This window comes from Streptomyces sp. NBC_00425 (assembly GCF_036030735.1).
Taxonomy (GTDB): domain Bacteria; phylum Actinomycetota; class Actinomycetes; order Streptomycetales; family Streptomycetaceae; genus Streptomyces.
On the sequence record NZ_CP107928.1, the window covers coordinates 3,417,927 to 3,435,673 of the forward strand.

The 17,747-nt window shown below is 72.8% G+C and carries 11 protein-coding genes; 7 read left to right on the plus strand and 4 right to left on the minus strand.

The features are described 5' to 3' along the window. Window positions 1-6 precede the first annotated feature (6 nt). Complete coding sequence (gene glgX, locus OHS82_RS14325) at window positions 7-2,241, plus strand: glycogen debranching protein GlgX (protein ID WP_057583536.1); 2,235 nt, start codon at window positions 7-9, stop codon at window positions 2,239-2,241. A 77-nt stretch (window positions 2,242-2,318) separates the two neighbouring features. On the opposite strand, the gene OHS82_RS14330 is transcribed toward glgX, so the two are convergent. The 4 genes from OHS82_RS14330 to OHS82_RS14345 are packed head-to-tail and all read right to left on the minus strand — an operon-like array spanning window position 2,319 to window position 5,950. Then, window positions 2,319-2,963 (minus strand): response regulator, encoded by a 645-nt coding sequence (locus tag OHS82_RS14330; protein WP_057583534.1) that lies wholly within the window; start codon window positions 2,961-2,963, stop codon window positions 2,319-2,321. Next, window positions 2,953-4,212 carry a sensor histidine kinase gene (locus OHS82_RS14335; RefSeq protein ID WP_057583532.1) on the minus strand — a complete coding sequence of 420 codons (1,260 nt, stop codon included), beginning with the start codon at window positions 4,210-4,212 and terminating at the stop codon, window positions 2,953-2,955. The genes OHS82_RS14330 and OHS82_RS14335 overlap by 11 nt, the downstream gene beginning before the upstream one ends. Window positions 4,213-4,241: 29 nt before the next feature. Continuing rightward, window positions 4,242-4,976, minus strand: coding sequence for an ABC transporter permease (locus OHS82_RS14340; protein WP_328433959.1), 735 nt, complete (start codon window positions 4,974-4,976; stop codon window positions 4,242-4,244). Beyond that, entirely contained in the window at window positions 4,973-5,950 is a 978-nt protein-coding gene (locus OHS82_RS14345) for an ABC transporter ATP-binding protein (protein WP_328433960.1), read from the minus strand. Before OHS82_RS14345 ends, OHS82_RS14340 begins: the two co-directional genes overlap by 4 nt. Window positions 5,951-6,132: 182 nt before the next feature. Here OHS82_RS14345 and OHS82_RS14350 point away from each other — a divergent pair, with 182 nt between their 5' ends. From OHS82_RS14350 to OHS82_RS14375, 6 genes are all read left to right on the plus strand, one after another. Continuing rightward, window positions 6,133-7,938, plus strand: coding sequence for an ABC transporter ATP-binding protein (locus tag OHS82_RS14350; protein ID WP_328433961.1), 1,806 nt, complete (start codon window positions 6,133-6,135; stop codon window positions 7,936-7,938). Continuing rightward, window positions 7,935-9,797, plus strand: a complete 1,863-nt coding sequence (locus tag OHS82_RS14355) for an ABC transporter ATP-binding protein (RefSeq protein WP_328433962.1) — start codon at window positions 7,935-7,937, stop codon at window positions 9,795-9,797. The genes OHS82_RS14350 and OHS82_RS14355 overlap by 4 nt, the downstream gene beginning before the upstream one ends. Window positions 9,798-9,855: 58 nt before the next feature. Beyond that, window positions 9,856-11,571: an ABC transporter ATP-binding protein gene (locus OHS82_RS14360; RefSeq protein WP_057583523.1), complete on the plus strand. Its 1,716-nt coding sequence runs from the start codon at window positions 9,856-9,858 to the stop codon at window positions 11,569-11,571. Between the two features lie 34 nt (window positions 11,572-11,605). Then, a complete protein-coding gene (locus OHS82_RS14365) occupies window positions 11,606-13,396 on the plus strand; it encodes an ABC transporter ATP-binding protein (RefSeq protein WP_328433963.1) in 1,791 nt (596 codons plus the stop codon). A 296-nt stretch (window positions 13,397-13,692) separates the two neighbouring features. Next, the gene (locus tag OHS82_RS14370) at window positions 13,693-15,741 is read left to right on the plus strand and encodes a M4 family metallopeptidase (RefSeq protein ID WP_057583519.1); all 2,049 of its coding nucleotides are present in this window, start codon (window positions 13,693-13,695) and stop codon (window positions 15,739-15,741) included. Between the two features lie 317 nt (window positions 15,742-16,058). Continuing rightward, window positions 16,059-17,723 carry a M4 family metallopeptidase gene (locus OHS82_RS14375; RefSeq protein ID WP_057583517.1) on the plus strand — a complete coding sequence of 555 codons (1,665 nt, stop codon included), beginning with the start codon at window positions 16,059-16,061 and terminating at the stop codon, window positions 17,721-17,723. Window positions 17,724-17,747: the final 24 nt, after the last annotated feature.

Genomic DNA, 17,747 nt, shown 5'->3' on the forward strand with positions numbered 1-17,747 from the left:
TAGACGGTGTCCAGCGCAGCCGAGCAGGAGGCGGTGGCGGCCGAGCGCGCCACGCCGGAGGCCGTCGTGAACGGCGTCTCGCGCAAGGTGCCGGGCCCGCCCGTGTGGCCGGGCGCGTCCACACCGCTGGGCGCCCGGTTCCGGGTCGGCCCGGACGGGGTCGCCGGCACCAACTTCGCGCTGTGGGCGGGCGGTGCGGAGGCGGTCGAGCTGTGCCTGTTCGACGAGGCCGGCCGGGAGACGCGCGCCCGGCTCACCGAGCTGACGCACGAGATCTGGCACGGCTTCGTGCCCGGGATCATGCCCGGCCAGCGCTACGGCTACCGGGTGCACGGCCGCTGGGACCCGTGGACCGGCGGCCGCTGGAATCCGGCGAAGCTGCTCCTCGACCCGTACGCCCGCGCTGTGGACGGCGAGTTCCTGCTGCCGCCCGAGGTGTACGGGCACGTCCGCGACTGGCCCCAGCAGCAGGTCGCCGACACCGTGCGCGACGAGCGCGACTCCGCGCCGCACGTCCCGAAGGGCGTCGTCGTGCACGACGACGACGACTGGGCCGACGACCGCCGTCCGAAGACGCCGTGGGCGGACTCGGTGATCTACGAGCTGCACGTGCGGGGCTTCACCCGACGGCACCCCGGCGTCCCGGAGGAACTGCGCGGCACCTACGCCGGTCTGGCGCACCCGGCGGCCGTGGAGCATCTGGTGCGGCTGGGCGTGACGGCGGTGGAGCTGCTGCCGGTCCACCAGTTCGCGCACGAGGACCATCTGCTGCGCCGCGGCCTGAAGAACTACTGGGGCTACAACTCGATCGGCTACTTCGCCCCGCACGCCGCGTACGCGGCCTCGGGGACGACGGGTCAGCAGGTCGGCGAGTTCAAGCGGATGGTGCGCGCCCTGCACGCGGCCGGGATCGAGGTGATCCTCGACGTCGTCTACAACCACACGGCGGAGGCGGGCGAACTGGGCCCGACCCTGTCGTTGAAGGGCATCGACAACCGCGGCTACTACCGCCTGCAGTCCGACGCCCGGCGCTACGCCGACTACACGGGCTGCGGGAACACCCTGCAGGTGGTCCAGCCGCATGTGCTGCGCCTGATCACCGACTCGCTGCGCTACTGGGTGACGGAGATGGGCGTCGACGGCTTCCGCTTCGACCTGGCGGCGGCGCTCGCCCGGTCCATGCACGACGTCGACATGCTCTCCCCGTTCCTGGCGGTGATCGCGCAGGACCCGGTGCTGCGCCGGGTGAAGCTCATCGCCGAACCCTGGGACGTGGGCTCGGGCGGCTACCAGGTGGGCGCCTTCCCGCCGCTGTGGACGGAGTGGAACGACCGCTACCGTGACGCCGCCCGGGACTTCTGGCGGCACGCCCTGCCGGACGTGCGGGAGATGGGCTACCGGCTGTCGGGCTCGAGCGATCTGTACGCGTGGGGCGGACGGCGGCCGTACGCGTCGGTCAACTTCGTGACCGCGCACGACGGCTTCACCCTGCGCGACCTGGTGTCGTACGAGCGCAAGCACAACGAGGCCAACGGCGAGGGCAACCGGGACGGCACGAACGACAACCGCTCCTGGAACGGCGGCGTCGAGGGCGCGACCACCGACGAGGACCTCCAGGCACTGCGGCGACGGCAGCTGCGCAACCTGCTGACGACGCTGCTGCTGTCGACGGGCGTGCCGATGCTGGTCGCGGGGGACGAGTTCGGACGCACCCAGCAGGGCAACAACAACGCCTACTGCCAGGACAACGAGATCAGCTGGGTGGACTGGGGGCTGCTGGAGGAGCCGGGCTGGCGGGCCCTGTTCGACCTCACCGCCCGGCTGATCGCGCTGCGGCACCGCCACCCGGTGCTCCGCCGCCGCGCCTTCTTCTCCGGCCGGGCGCACTCGGCGGACGGCCTGCGGGACCTGGCCTGGTTCACGGAGCGGGGCACGGAGATGACGGAAGGGGACTGGTACGCGCCCGCGGCGACGCTGGGGATGTACCTCTCAGGGCGGGACATCCCCGGTCGCGACGATCGGGGCGCCCCGATCGCCGACGACAGCTTCCTCGCCGTCCTGCACGCGGGGGACCGTCCGGTGGACTTCGTCCTCCCGGGTCCGCCGTGGGCGCAACGGTACGAGGTGGTCGTCGACACGTCCCGCGAGGAACAGGACGAGGCGCCCGGGGTCGCCCTCCCGGCCGGCACCACCGTGACGGTGCCGGCACGGGCGGTACTGCTGCTGCGGGTCGCGGAGTGAGTCCGGCGGAGGCGAGCGGCGAACACCCGCGGACGGAGGGCGGCGGGCCGGTGAGCGGCGGGCATGTGGGCGGCGGGTCAGCCGAGGATGCCCCGCTCGTACGCTCTCGCCACCGCGGCCGCGCGGTCGTTGACGCCCAGCTTGGCGTACAGGTGGGTGAGGTGGGTCTTGACCGTGGCCTCGCTGATGAACAGGTCGCGGGCGATCTCACGGTTGGAGGCGCCCCTGGCGACCAGGGCCAGCACCTCGCGCTCACGCGCGGAGAGCGGCTCCTCGCCGGGGCCGCGGGGGGCGCGGACCGCGGAGACCAGCCGGGTGGCCACGGCGGGCGACAGGACCGTACGGCCCTGCGCCGCCGCGCGGACCGCCGTGAACAGCTCGTCTCGAGGGGCGTCCTTGAGGAGGTAGCCCGTCGCGCCGGCCTCGATCGCGGGGAGCGTGTCGGAGTCGGTGTCGTACGTCGTGAGGACGAGGACCCTGGCGCGGGCGCCGCCGCGGGTCAGCTCGCGGATGGCGTCCACTCCCCCGCCGCCGGGCATCCGCAGGTCCATCAGGATCACGTCGGGATCGAGTTCGCCCGCCTTCGCGACGGCCTCGACGCCGTTCGACGCCTCGCCGAGGACCGTGAAGCCGGGGGCCGACTCGAACATGCCGCGCAGGCCGTCCCGCACCACGGGATGGTCGTCGACGATCAGCAAGGAGACGCGCGGGTCATCTGTCATGGCGGACCAACGGTACGCGAGCCGACAGTGCGCTTCCGTGTCCCGGCTCGGACTCCACGGCGAAGGAGCCCGCGATGCGTTCGGCGCGGGCCCGCATGCCGTCGAGGCCGAACCCCCCGGCCGCGGAGCGGGCCGGCAGGGCGAGCGGGTCGAAACCGAGGCCGTCGTCGCGGATGTCGAGGATCACCTCGTCGCCCAGGAACGACAGGGTGACGCCGAGGCGCGAGGCCCAGGCGTGGCGGGCGGCGTTCGACAGAGCCTCCTGCGCGATGCGCAGCAGGGTGGCGGCGACCTCCTCGTGGAGCTGCTCCGCGGTGCCGGTGAGCGTGAACTCCGCTCGCACACCCGTGCGTTCGCCCCATTCGGCGACCGTCGTCTTCAAGGCCTCGGGCAGCCCGGCGTCCGCCAGCGCCACCGGGGCCAGATTGTGCACGGAGCGGCGGGCCTCGCCGAGGCTGTGCCGGGCCAGGTCGAAGGCGCGCTGGAGATGGGTGCGGGCGACGTCGGGGTCGGGGGTGTTCGTCACCACCTGAAGCTGGGCGATGATCCCGGTCAGGCCCTGGGCGAGGGTGTCGTGGATCTCGGCGGCGAGGCGGCGGCGTTCGTCGGCCACCCCCGCCTCCCTGGCCTGGACGAGGAGTTGGGCGTGCAGCGCGGCGTTCTCGTCGAGGGCCCGCTGCAGGGCGGCGTTGGTGCGTTCGAGTTCGGCGATGGTCGCGGTGCGCTCGTGGGCGCGCCGCGTCTCCTGCTCGGTGAGGTGTGCGACGACCATCTGCAGGCCGGAGTTGGCCACCAGAAGCCCGGCGAAGACGATCCACTGCGTCAGGCCGTCGAAGGGCATCCCGCCGGCCTGCGCACCGGCCACGGTGACCGCGCTCATGAACAGTCCGAGCCGCTGCCACCGCTCCGGGAGGGTCTCGTCGGCGTCCATGTAGCCGGCGGCGGCGTAGAACGCGAAGAACGGGTTGAGCCAGGTGAGGGCGAAGGCGAGGCCCCAGCGGGCGACGTAGTAGGCGGCGCCGCCCGGGGACGGGGTGCGCATCCGGCCGGGGCGGCGCGTGCTGTGCCGGCACAGCTGGAGCACGACCGCGGCGCCGAGCAGTGACCAGGCGGTGTACCAGGTGTCCGGTGCGACGTGCGGGTCGGCGGAGGCGATCGCGAGAACGGCGCTGATGCCGAGCAGCCCGTAGGGCCCCCAGGTGTGCAGTTGCTCCCAGCGCCGGTCGATCCGGCTGTCCGCCGTGGTCATGCCCACAGTCTGCACGGCCGCCCGCCCGCCTACTCCCAACGGAACCAGCGGGCCGCGGCGCCCGTCAGCAGCAGGATCCACATCGCCAGCACGCCCAGGTGGTCCCAGCCGGGCCAGTGACCGGCCGCCGCCTGGTTCAGGGCCTGCGCGGCCGCCCCGAAGGGGGTCCAGCCCACGACGCGGGCGAGGACGTCCGGCATGTTCTGCACCGGCACCCACACCCCGGCGCAGAACATCGACGGGAAGAACACGGCCGAGCCGATCGCGCCGGCGATCTTCGTCGTGGGGGACAGGGCGGACACCACCGATCCGAGGGCGAGGGCGACCAGGACCGCCAGCAGCAGGGCGACGGCGTATCCGAGGGGCTGCTCGGGCAGGCGCACGTCGAAGCCGAGCCGTCCGACCGCCAGGACCAGCAGCGCCGACGCCAGGGAGGCCCCGCCGTAGACCAGCATCTGCGCGGACAGCAGGACGGCCGGGCGGACCGGTGTCACGGACATCCGGCGCAGGATGCCGCGCTCCCGGTATCCGGTGAGGGTCTGCGGCATCGACTGCAGGCCGCCGACGATCAGACCGAGCAACACGGCCACCGGGACGTAGACGTCGACGGTGCGCAGACCGCCGAGGTCGTCGCTCGGATGCCGGAAGGACGGGACGGACCCGAGGATCACCAGCAGCAGGGCCGGGAAGAGCAGGATCCAGAAGAGGGCGCCCGGTTCGCGGCGGAAGAGGCGGACCTCGGTGCGCAGTACGGCGGTGCTCATGCCACGGCCTCCTTCGTGCCGCCGCTCGTGTCGTCGTGCGGGGCGTCGTGAGCGGTGTCGTGCGGGGCGCCGTGCGGGGCGTTCTTCGTCAGGTCGAGGAAGGCGTCGTCGAGGGTGGCGTCCAGGACGCGCAGCTGGTGGGCGGTGACGCGCCGGCGGGCGAGGAGGGTGATGACGGCGTTGACGGTCTCGTCGGTGCCGGACAGCGTGAGGCGGCCGTCCCGGTGCCGGACGGAGGCGAGCTCGGGCAGGGCGTTCAGGTCACGGTCGTCCAGCGGGGCGGACGGGGTGAAGCTGATGACGGTGGCCCCCGCCGAGCGCCGGACGAGGTTCGCCGGGGTGTCCAGGGCGGCCACCCGGCCCCCGTCGATCACCGCGATCCGGTCGCACAGCCGCTGGGCCTCCTCCATGAAGTGGGTGACCAGCAGCACGGTGACGCCGTTCGCGCGCACGTCCTCGACGATCTGCCAGGTGTCCCGGCGGGCCCGCGGGTCGAGGCCGGTGGTCAGCTCGTCCAGGACGACGATCCTCGGGTCGCCGATCAGCGCGAGTGCGATGAACAGGCGCTGCTTCTGGCCGCCGGACAGTTTCGCGAACCGGGTGGTCAGCTTCGGGGCCAGGCCGAGGCGCTCCGCGAGCGGCCCCCAGTCGAGCGGCCGCGGATGGAAGGAGGCGTACAGCTCCAGGGCCTCGCGGACGGTCAGCTTCGGCTGCAGCTCGCTCTGCTGGAGCTGGGCGCCGAGGATGCGGGCGACCTTCTCGTGGTCGGCGACGGGATCGAGGCCGGCCACCCGGACCCGGCCCCCGTCGGGCACCCGCAGGCCCTCGACGCACTCCACGGTGGTGGTCTTGCCGGCGCCGTTCGGACCGAGGACGCCGAAGATCTCCCCCTCCTCCACGGCGAAGGAGACGCCGTCGACGACCGCACGGCCGTCATAGGTCTTGCGCAGGTCGGTGACTTCGATGACAGGCATGGCACCAGCGTCCCGGGCGGGGCCCGGCCGGCACATCGGCCGACTCGCTCGGACGGACATCGGCCGATCGGTCGACCCGGCCGTACGACTCCTCGAACACGCAGGTCGTAGGACCAGCGACGGAGCCCGGACGGACCGAAACTCGGTGGGCTCTGTCAGTGCCGGTCCGTAGGCTCGCGGTGATGGCCGAGACACGTGCAACCACCCCCGACCGTTCCGCCGTACGCTCCCTGCTGCGCCTGTGGCCGTACGTCAGACCCGTGCGGCTGCGGCTGTTCACGGCCGCCTTCGTCGCCGTGCTCGCCTCCTGTGCCGGGCTGGTGATCCCCCTCGTCCTCAAGTGGATGGTGGACGGCCCGGTGGCCGACCGGGACACGGCCGGGGTCTGGCTGGGCTCGCTCTGCCTGCTGCTCCTCGGGTTCACCGAGGCGCTGCTGTTCGGGATGCGGCGCTGGCTGGTGGCGCGTCCGCTGTCGCACGTCGAGGCGCAGATGCGGGCGGAGTTGTACGGGCGGCTCCAGCGGCTGCCGGTGGCGTTCCACGACCGGTGGGCGTCGGGCCAGCTGTTGTCCCGGGCGACGGCCGATCTGGGGATGGTGCGGATGTTCCTCGCCTTCCCCCTGACGTTCCTGCTGGTCAACTCGGTCACGATCGTGTTCGGCGTCGTCATCATGCTGCTCCAGGACTGGCAGCTCGGGCTGGTCATCCTCGGACCGGCCATACCCGTCGTCGTGATGTGCGTGTACTTCGAGCACCGGTACGCCGTCGTGGCGCGCCGGGCACAGGACCAGGTCGGGGATCTGACGACCGTCGTCGAGGAGAGCGTCCTCGGGATCCGGATCGTGAAGGGCTTCGGCCGGCACCGCAGCCAGGCGCGCGCCTTCCGCGAACTGTCGTCGACCCTGCGCGGCACCGAACTGGCCAAGGCCCGGCTGCTGGCCACCATCTGGGCCGTCATCGTGACGCTGCCCGAGCTGGCGATCGGGGCCGCGCTGGTGCTGGGGGCGGTGCAGGTGGCGGACGGCGAACTGTCCGCGGGCACCCTGGTCGCCTTCCTGTCCACCGCGCTCGCGCTGCGCTGGCCGGTGGACTCCATCGGGTTCCTGCTGGCGATGAGCCAGGAGGCGGCGACGGCCACACAGCGGTACTTCGAGGTGATGGACGAGGAGCCGGAGCGGGACACCGTCGTCCGGGCGGAACCCGGTCGCGCGGGCGCGGAGTCGGACGCGACGGCCGACGGCGGACTCCGCTTCGACGGCGTGACGTTCCGCTACCCGGACGCCGCCCCCGGCTCCCGGCCCACCCTCGACGGTGTCGACCTGCACATCCGGCCCGGCGAGTCCATGGCCCTGGTCGGGTCGACCGGCAGCGGCAAGACCACCCTCACCGCCCTCGTCCCCCGGCTGCACGAGGTGACGGCGGGGCGCATCACCCTGGACGGCGAGGACGTCACCGCGATGCCCCGCGAGGAGCTGCGCGCGCGGGTCGCCGTGGCCTTCGAGGAACCGACCCTGTTCTCCGCGAGCGTCGGCGAGAACGTGCTCATGGGCGCGGACGACCGGGCGGGCGCCGTCGAGCTGGCACGGGCGCTGGACGTGGCGCAGGCCGGGTTCGTGCACACGCTGCCGCAGGGCGTCGACACCCAGGTCGGCGAGCAGGGGCTCAGCCTCTCCGGCGGACAGCGGCAGCGGCTCGCACTGGCCAGGGCCGTCGTCGGCCGGCCCCGCTTCCTCGTCCTGGACGACCCGCTCTCCGCGCTGGACGTGCACACCGAGGCGGCCGTGGAGGCCGCGCTGCGGCAGGTCCTCGCCGACACCACCGCGCTGATCGTCGCCCACCGCCCGTCCACCGTGCTCCTCGCCGACCGGGTGGCGCTGCTGTCCGACGGCCGGATCGCCGCGGTGGGCACCCACCAGGAACTGCTGCGCGACAACCCCGAGTACGCCCACCTCATGTCAGGAACCGGCCGCCAGGAGGACGACCGATGAGCGCCCCCACGACGTCGTCCCCCACGACCGACGACGACACACCGCGGGACTCGGGCCCGCGGGCCGCGCAGGACCCCTTCGACAAGGACGTCCTGCCCACCGTGCCCGGCGCCACCGGCGCGCTGCTGCGTTCCCTGCTGGCCCCGATGCGGGCGCGCGTCGCCCTCACCACGCTTCTGCTGCTGCTCCAGCAGGCGGCCGTGCAGGCGGGTCCGCTGCTGGTGGCGTACGCCATCGACCGCGCCGTGCCGGCGCTGCGGGCCGACGACCACGGGCCGCTGGTCGCGGTGGGCGCCGGCTACCTGCTGTGCGCGGTGGCGTCCGGCGGCCTGCAGTACGCGTTCCTGCTCGCCTCCGCCCGCGTCAACCAGGACGTGCTGCTCGACCTGCGCGGCCGGATCTTCCGGCACGCGCAGGCGCTGAGCCTCGACTTCCACGAGCGCTACACGTCGGGCCGTCTGATCTCCCGCTCCACGAGCGACGTGGAGGCCCTGCGCGAGCTCCTCAACGAGGGGCTGCAGGAACTCGTGACGGTCGTGCTGTCCTTCCTGTTCATCTCCGCGATGCTGCTCTGGCTGGACCTCGGCCTGGGCGCCGTCGCGGTCGCGTCGTTCGTGCCGCTGTACGGCCTCGTCCGGGTCTACCAGCGGCGCGCGGGCCGGGTGTTCACGGCCCGCTCGACCGCGATCGCGGCCGTGATCGTGAAGTTCGTGGAGACGATGAACGGCATCCGGCCGGTGCGCGCCTTCCGGCGTGAGGCCGTCAACGAGGCCGGTTTCCGGGTCCTCAACCGGCGGCACGAACGCAGGAACGGCGACGCGCTGCTGGAGATGGCGCGGTACGTCGTCGGATCGCGGCTGGTCGCCAACACGGCGGTCGCTGCGATCGTGCTGTGGGGCGCCATGCGGGTCGCGGACGGTTCGCTGGAGCTCGGTGTGCTGGCGGCGGCGGTGCTGTACCTGCGGCGGCTGTACGACCCGATCGACCGGCTCGGCATGTTCCTCAACTCCTACCAGTCGGCGGCCGCGTCCCTGGAGAAGATCGCGGGGCTGCTCGCGCAGAAGCCGTCCGTGCCGGAGCCGTCGGCGCCGCGGGAGCTGCCCGCCCTGCGCGGCGAACTCCCCGGCAGGGAGGTCGTCTTCGACGGGGTCTCCTTCGGCTACCGCACGGGCGGCGAGGTCCTGCCCCGCTTCGACCTGGCCCTTCCCGCCGGGCAGACGGTCGCCGTGGTCGGCTCGACCGGCGCCGGCAAGTCCACGCTGGCCAAGCTGCTCGCCCGCTTCTACGACCCCTCCGAGGGCCGGGTGCTGCTGGACGGGGTGGACCTGCGCGAGCTGGCCGTGCCCGAACTGCGGCGCGGTGTGGTGATGGTGACGCAGGAGGCGTTCCTGTTCTCCGGCACGGTCGCCGAGAACATCGCCATCGGGCGGCCGGACGCGTCGCGGGAGGAGATCGAGCGGGCGGCGAAGGCGATCGGCGCGCACGAGTTCATCAGCGCCCTGCCCGACGGGTACGACACCGACGTGCGCAAGCGCGGCGGCCGGATCTCCGCGGGCCAGCGCCAACTCGTCGCGTTCGCAAGGGCGTTGCTCGCCGACCCCGCGGTGCTGATCCTCGACGAGGCGACGAGTTCGCTGGACGTCCCGGGTGAGCGGGCCGTGCAGGCGGCGATGGCGACGGTGCTGAAGGGCCGTACGGCGGTGGTGATCGCGCACCGGCTGTCCACCGTGGAGATCGCCGACCGGGTGCTCGTCATGGAGCACGGCCGGATCGTCGAGGACGGCGGACCGGCCGAACTCATCGCGGGCACCGGCCGGTTCGCGGACCTGCACCGGGCCTGGCGGGACAGCCTGGCGTGAGCGGTCGGCGGGCGGCGGGGGCCGGTCAGAGGGCGGCGAGGGCCGGAAGGACGAGTGGATGATCGACGCGTACGAGGATCCCGGCACGCCCGACAGCCGCGGCGGCTGGGCGTATCTGGCCTGGCTGGTGCGCTGCCAGCCGTGGCGGTCGGCGGCCGGAGCGCTGCTGGCCAGCCTCTGGATGGTGCTGGCGGCGATCGCGCCGTACCTGCTGTCACGGGCGGTGGACGACGGGCTGGAACCCGGTGACACGGCCGCACTCGCGGGCTGGACGGCCGCGCTGCTCGCGGTGGGCGCGCTCAACGCGTGGGTGAGCATCATGCGGCACCGCACGATGACCCGGGTGCGCATGGACGCCTACTTCCGCACCACCAAGGTCGTCGTCGGGCACGCGGCCCGGCTGGGCGCCGCGCTGCCGCGCCGGGTGGGGGCCGGGGAGGTCGTCACCATCGGGGTGGGCGACGTGCACACCATCGCGGGTTCGCTGACGGTGGTCGGGCCCGGCGTGGGCTCGATCGTGGTGTACGTCTTCGTCGCCGGGCTCCTGCTGTCCGTGTCGCCGACGCTGGCGGCGGTCGTGCTGCTGGGGATGCCGGTGATCGCGGTGCTGGTCGGGCCGCTGATGGCGCGGCTGCAGGGCACGGAGGCGGAGTACCGGGAGCACCAGGGGGTGCTGACCGCGCGGATCGGCGACCTCGCGGGCGGGCTCAGGGTGCTCAACGGGCTGGGCGGCAAAGGGCTGTTCGCGGACTCCTTCGCCCGGGACTCGCAGCGGCTGCGGGCGCAGGGCTACCGGGTCGGCGCGGTCACCAGCTGGATGCAGGCACTCGGGGTGGGCCTGCCCACCCTGTTCCTCGCCGTCGTGACCTGGCTCGCGGCCCGGCTGGCCGCCCAGGGCGAGCTGACCGTGGGCGAGCTGGTGTCGGTGTACGGCTATGTCGCCGTCCTGGTCGGCCCGGTGGCGTTCCTCGTCGACATGGGCTACCAGCTGAGCCGGGGCGTGGTGGCCGCCCGGCGCGTCGTACGGCTGCTGCGCACGGAGCCCGAGCCGGACACCGGGACCGGCGACGCACCCGCCGAGCCGTCGGTGCTGCACGACCCCGACTCGGGTGTGCGGGTGGTCCCGGGCCGGCTGACCGCGCTGGCCGGGGGACGCCACTCGGACGTGACGGCCGTCGTGGACCGGCTCGGCCGGTACGGCCCCTCGGACGTCACCTGGGGCGGACGGCGGCTGGACGACCTGCCGTTGGAGCAGGTCAGGGCCCGCATCCTGGTCGCCGACCACGAGGCCGACCTGTTCGCCGGAACCCTGCGCGAGGCGGTCGGCGGACGGGGTGCGCCCTCGGCGGCGGAGGTCGCGCGGGCGGTGCGGGCGGCCGCGGCCGACGACATCGTGCAGGGTCTGCCCGAGGGGCTCGACTCGCCCGTGACCGCGCAGGGCCGCAGCCTCTCCGGCGGTCAGCGGCAGCGGGTACGGCTGGTGCGGGCCCTGCTCGCCGACCCCGAGGTGCTGCTGGCCGTGGAGCCGACGTCGGCGCTGGACGCGCACACGGAGGCGTCGGTCGCGGAGCGGCTGCACGCGTACCGTGCGGGCCGGACCACGCTCGTCACCAGCACCTCGCCGCTGGTCCTCGACCGCGCGGAGACGGTCCACTACCTGGTCGACGGGAAGGTCGCCGCGACCGGCCGCCACCGCGACCTGCTGCAACGGGAGCCGGGCTACCGCGCACTGGTGACCCGCGACGCCGACGACGCGGAGGAGGCCGTCCGATGACGACCGTGACCGGGAACGAGAGGGCGGCAGCCCGATGACGACGACCACGGCAGTCGACGACGGCGCCCCCGCGGGCCGGCTGCCCGTCGCCGGCCGCGCCGACGTGCGGCGTGCGGCGCTGCGGCTGGTACGGGCAGACCGGCGGGCGTTCGCCGGCGCGCTCGCCCTGAACGTGCTCGCCGCCGGGGCCGGCCTGGCCGGACCATGGCTGCTGGGGCGGATCATCGACGAGGTGCGGGCCGGGCGCGGCGTCGCGCCCGTCGACCGGCTGGCGGCGGCGATCCTGGTGTGCGCGGCGGCGCAGCTGCTGCTGGCGCGCTGGGCGCGGTACGCGGGGCACCGGTTCGGCGAGCGCACGCTGGCTCGGGTCCGGGAGGAGTTCGTCGGGCGGGCGCTCGCGCTGCCGGCGTCGGTCGTGGAGCGGGCCGGCGCCGGCGATCTGACCACCCGCGGCACCGCCGACGTGGCGGCCGTGGGCACGACCCTGCGGGACGCCGGGCCCGAGCTGCTGGTGTGCACGGTCCAGGCGCTGTTCACGCTCGGCGCGGTGTTCGTGATCGACCCGCTGCTGGGCGTCGTCGGGGTGCTGGCGCTGACGCCGATCTGGTTCGCGCTGCGCTGGTATCTGCGGCGGGCACGGGCCGGCTATCTGGCGCAGGGCGCGGCGGACTCCGAGGTCGCCGAGATCGTCGCGGCGACGGCGTCCGGGGCGCGGACGGTGGAGGCGTTCCGGCTCGAGCGGCGGCGCACGGCGGCGAACCGTGACGCGCTGGAGATCTCCCGGCGCGCCCGCTTCCACACGCTCTACCTGCGCACGGTGTTCTTCCCGGTGGTCGAGACGTCGTACTCGCTGCCGGTGGCGGGGGTGCTGCTGCTGGGTGGCGCGCTGCACGCGCGCGGGGCGATGAGTCTGGGCGCGGTGGTGGCGGCCACGCTGTATCTGCGGCAGTTCACCGAGCCGCTCGACCAGATCCTGGTGCGCGTCGAGCAACTGCAGAGCAGCGGGGCCTCGTTCGCCCGGGTGGAGGGCCTGGCCGGGGCGCCGCGGTCGGAGCACGAGGGCGGGACGGCGCCGGTCCCGGTGGACGACCGGATCGACGTGACGGGGGTGCGGTACGCCTACGAGCGCGGCGGCGAGGTGCTGCGCGGGGTCGACCTGACGGTGCGGCCCGGGGAGCGGCTGGCGGTCGTGGGTCCGTCGGGCGCGGGCAAGACCACGCTCAGCAGGCTGCTGGCGGGCGTGGACGCGCCGAGCGCGGGCTCGGTGACGGTGGGCGGGGCGCCGGTCGCCGAGCTGGCGCCCGAGACGTTGCGTCGGCAGGTCGTGCTGGTCACGCAGGAGCATCACGTCTTCATCGGCACGGTCCGCGACAACCTGCTGATCGCCGAACCCACGGCGGCCGACGCGCGGTTGTGGGCGGCGCTGGCCACGGTCGGGGCCGCCGACTGGGTGCGGGAACTGCCGGGCGGTCTGGACGCCGAGCTGGGCCGGGGCGGGGGCGGTGGCCGCACGACGGACGGCTCGCAGGCACAGCAGCTCGCCCTGGCCCGGGTGGTGCTGGCGGACCCGCACACGCTGATCCTGGACGAGGCGACCGCGCTGCTGGACCCGACGACGGCCCGGCACACCGAGCGGGCTCTGGCGGCGGTGCTCCGCGGGCGGACGGTCATCGCCATCGCCCACCGGCTGCACACCGCCCACGACGCGGACCGGGTCGCCGTGATGGTGGACGGTCGTCTCACCGAACTCGGCACGCACGAGGCGCTGGTGGCGGACGGCGGCGCGTACGCGGCGCTGTGGCGGACCTGGCACGGAGGGCCGTGAGCGCGCACGGCCCCGGGAAACGGGTGAGGGCGGAGCGGCGGATGCGACGACTCCGTATATCGAACACCGAATACCGGACAACGGACCTCTTCCGGCCAAATTTCTGACGCGCTCCTGACAGACAGCGCAATCCACTGCCACTCTTCCCTCTGCTGGTTCACAGCAACCCCACAGTTACGCGCACGCTCCACGTTCCGCCTTTGTTCTGCGTACCGCCTTTGTCGTGCCCGTCCGGCCCACCCGCCGTTCGGGTCTCCCTGGCCGCGTGATCCGCGGCCGCGCAGAAGGAGTCAGTGTTGAGCAGCAGTCCCTCTCGCAGACGCACCCCCCACAGCCCCTCCCGTCGTGCCGCGGCCGTCGCCCTCGTCGGCGTCTCCGCGCTCATAGCCGCCGCCGTGCAGTCCGGCGCCGCGAACGCCGCCCCGGAGAAGGCACCGCAGGCGGCGGGCAAGGCCGACCCGGCCCACACGGCCCTCGCGCTCTCCCCGTCCCAGCGCACCGAGCTGATCCGCGCCGCGGAGGCCTCCCGGGCGCAGACCGCAGCGGCCCTCGGCCTCGGCTCGCAGGAGAAGCTGGCCGTCAAGGACGTCGTCAAGGACGCCGACGGCACCCTGCACACCCGCTACGAGCGCACCTACGCGGGCCTCCCGGTCCTCGGCGGCGACCTGATCGTCGACACCGCCGCGTCCGGCGCCGCCAAGGGCGTCATCAAGGCGACGAACGCCACCATCAAGGTCCCCGGGCTCAGTCCGAGCGTCACCGCGGCGGCCGCCGAGCAGCAGGCGGTCAAGCGCGCCAAGGCCCTCGGCAGCACCAGCTCCACGGCCGACTCCGCGCCCCGCAAGGTGATCTGGGCGGCGAGCGGCAAGCCCGCCCTGGCGTACGAGACCGTCGTCGGCGGCTTCCAGGACGACGGCACGCCGAACCAGCTGCACGTCATCACGGACGCGGCCACCGGCGCGAAGCTCTTCGAGTACCAGGGTGTCAGCACGGGCGTCGGCAACACCCAGTACAGCGGCCAGGTCACGCTCGGCACGACCCAGTCGGGTTCGAACTTCACGCTGAACGACGGCGCGCGCGGCAACCACAAGACGTACAACCTCAACCGCGGTTCGTCCGGCACCGGCACGCTGTTCTCGCAGACCAGCGACACCTGGGGCAACGGCACCACGTCGAACGCCGCCACCGCGGGCGCCGACGCGCACTACGGCGCCGCGGCCACCTGGGACTTCTACAAGACGTCCTTCGGCCGCAGCGGCATCAAGAACGACGGCGTGGGCGCGTACTCGCGGGTGCACTACGGCAACGCGTACGTGAACGCGTTCTGGGACGACAACTGCTTCTGCATGACGTACGGCGACGGCTCCGGCAACGCCAATCCGCTGACCTCCCTCGACGTCGCCGGGCACGAGATGAGCCACGGCGTCACCTCCGTCACCGCCAAGCTGAACTACAGCAACGAGGCCGGCGGCCTCAACGAGGGGACCTCGGACATCTTCGGCACGGGGGTGGAGTTCTTCGCGGCCAACTCCTCCGACGTGGGCGACTACCTCATCGGCGAGAAGATCAACATCAACGGCAACGGCACCCCGCTGCGCTACATGGACAAGCCCAGCAAGGACGGCGCGTCCCGGGACAACTGGTCGTCCAGCGTGGGCGGCCTCGACCCGCACTACTCGTCCGGCCCCGCCAACCACTTCTTCTACCTGCTGAGCGAGGGCAGCGGCGCCAAGGTCATCAACGGCGTCAGCTACAACTCGCCCACCGCGGACGGGCTTCCGGTCACCGGCATAGGCCGCGACAAGGCACTGCAGATCTGGTACCGCGCACTGACGACGAAGTTCACCTCCAACACGACCTACGCGGGCGCCCGCACCGGCACCCTCGCGGCGACGGGTGAGCTGTACGGCACCACCTCCGCCGAGTACAAGGCGGTGCAGGACGCGTGGGCGGGCATCGCGGTGGGCGCGCGTTCGGGCGGCGGCGGGGGTGGCGGCACCTCCTTCGAGAACACGGCCGACGTATCGATTCCGGACAACGGAGCGGCGGTCAACTCGTCGATCACCGTCTCCGGCCGCACCGGCAACGCGCCGTCGAACCTCGCGGTGGCGGTCGACATCGTGCACACCTACATCGGCGACCTCCGGGTGCAGCTGATCGCCCCCGACGGCACCGCCTACACGCTGAAGGCGTACGGCACCGGCGGCAGCACGGACAACCTCAACACCACGTACACGGTCGACGCCTCGTCCGAGGTAGCCAACGGTGTCTGGCAGTTGAGGGTCCAGGACAACGCGGCCCAGGACACCGGCTACATCAACAGCTGGAAGCTCACCTTCCCGTAGGCCGCGGGGCCCGCACGGGCCACGCGAAGCAGCCTGACAGGCACCGCACAGGGCGCCGCCCCGGAGGCACCACCTCCCCGGGGCGGCGTCCCCTTTTTGCCCTCCCCTTACCCACGTCCTGTTGGCGCTTTACCACAGCCCAACTCGGTTTACGTGCCTGCAATGTTCACCGGACAGTCGATTTTCGGCCAACATCACTTCGGGGTCCTGACATGTACGCGCCCGGATGTCAGTCTTCGTTCACCCGCCGCACAACTTCACACCCGTCACGGGCGGCCGCCCCACGCCGCCCGGACCCCCCACATGAAGGAGCTTGTGTGACCTCCCTCTACGCGCGTCACAAGCGCACCACTCTGGCCATCGCCACCGCTGTCGCGGCCGGAGCCCTGGTCACCACCGGCCTGACCACCGGTAGCGCCGCCGCCCAGACCTCGGCGGACTCCGGCGCACGGGCAGCCCTGCAGGGCGCCCCGGTCCAGCTGTCCTCCGCAGCCCGCACCACGCTGATCCAGCAGCAGCAGTCCGACGCGTCCGCGACCGCCAAGTCCATAGGCCTCGGCGCCCAGGAGAAGCTGGTCGTCAAGGACGTCGTCAAGGACGTCGACGGCACCGTCCACACCCGCTACGAGCGCACCTACGCGGGCCTGCCGGTCCTCGGCGGCGACCTGGTCGTGCACGAGTCCGCGAGCGGCACCGCCAAGGGCGTCACCAAGGCCAACGCGGCGACCATCAAGGTGGCCACGCTGACCCCCAAGGTCGCCGTCGCCAAGGCCGAGACGCAGGCCCTGACCGCCGCCAAGGCAGCGGGCTCCGAGTCCACCTCGGCCGACCAGGCCCCCCGCAAGGTGATCTGGGCCGCGGGCGGCACCCCGGTCCTCGCCTTCGAGACGGTCGTCGGCGGGCTGCAGGACGACGGCACCCCGAGCGAGCTGCACGTCATCACCGACGCGGCCACCGGCAAGAAGCTCTACGAGTACCAGGGCATCGAGACCGGCACCGGCAAGAGCCTCTACTCGGGCACCGTCACGCTCGGCACGACCAAGTCGGGCACGACGTACAACCTGACGGACGGCACCCGCGGCGGCCACAAGACGTACAACAAGTCACACGGCACGTCCTCGTCGGCGGGCACCCTGTTCACCGACGCGGACGACACGTGGGGCACCGGCGCGGCCTCCAGCTCCACCACGGACCAGACCGCCGCCGTGGACGCCGCCTACGGCGCTCAGGTCACCTGGGACTTCTACAAGTCCACGTTCGGCCGCAGCGGCATCAAGAACAACGGCGTCGCCGCCTACTCCCGCGTCCACTACGGCAACGCGTACGTCAACGCGTTCTGGGACGACAGCTGCTTCTGCATGACCTACGGCGACGGCGACGGCAACACCCACCCGCTGACCTCGCTGGACGTGGCCGGCCACGAGATGAGCCACGGCGTCACCTCGAACACGGCCGGACTGAACTACTCCGGCGAGTCCGGCGGCCTCAACGAGGCCACCTCGGACATCTTCGGCACCGGCGTCGAGTTCTACGCCAACAACGCCAATGACAAGGGCGACTACCTCATCGGCGAGAAGATCGACATCAACGGCGACGGCACCCCGCTGCGCTACATGGACAAGCCCAGCAAGGACGGCGGCTCGGCGGACTCCTGGTCCTCCTCCGTCGGCAGCAAGGACGTCCACTACTCGTCCGGCGTCGCGAACCACTTCTTCTACCTCCTGAGCGAGGGCAGTGGTTCGAAGACGATCAACGGCGTGTCCTACAACTCGCCGACGTCCAACGGCTCCACGGTCACCGGCATCGGCCGCGACAAGGCGCTGCAGATCTGGTACAAGGCGCTGACGACGTACTTCACGTCGACGACGAACTACAAGGCGGCCCGCACCGGCACCCTGTCGGCGGCCTCCGCCCTGTACGGCTCGACCAGCACCGAGTACAAGGCGGTCGCGGCTGCCTGGTCGGCCGTCAACGTCAGCTGACCCTGCCGTAAGCGCGCTGGGGCG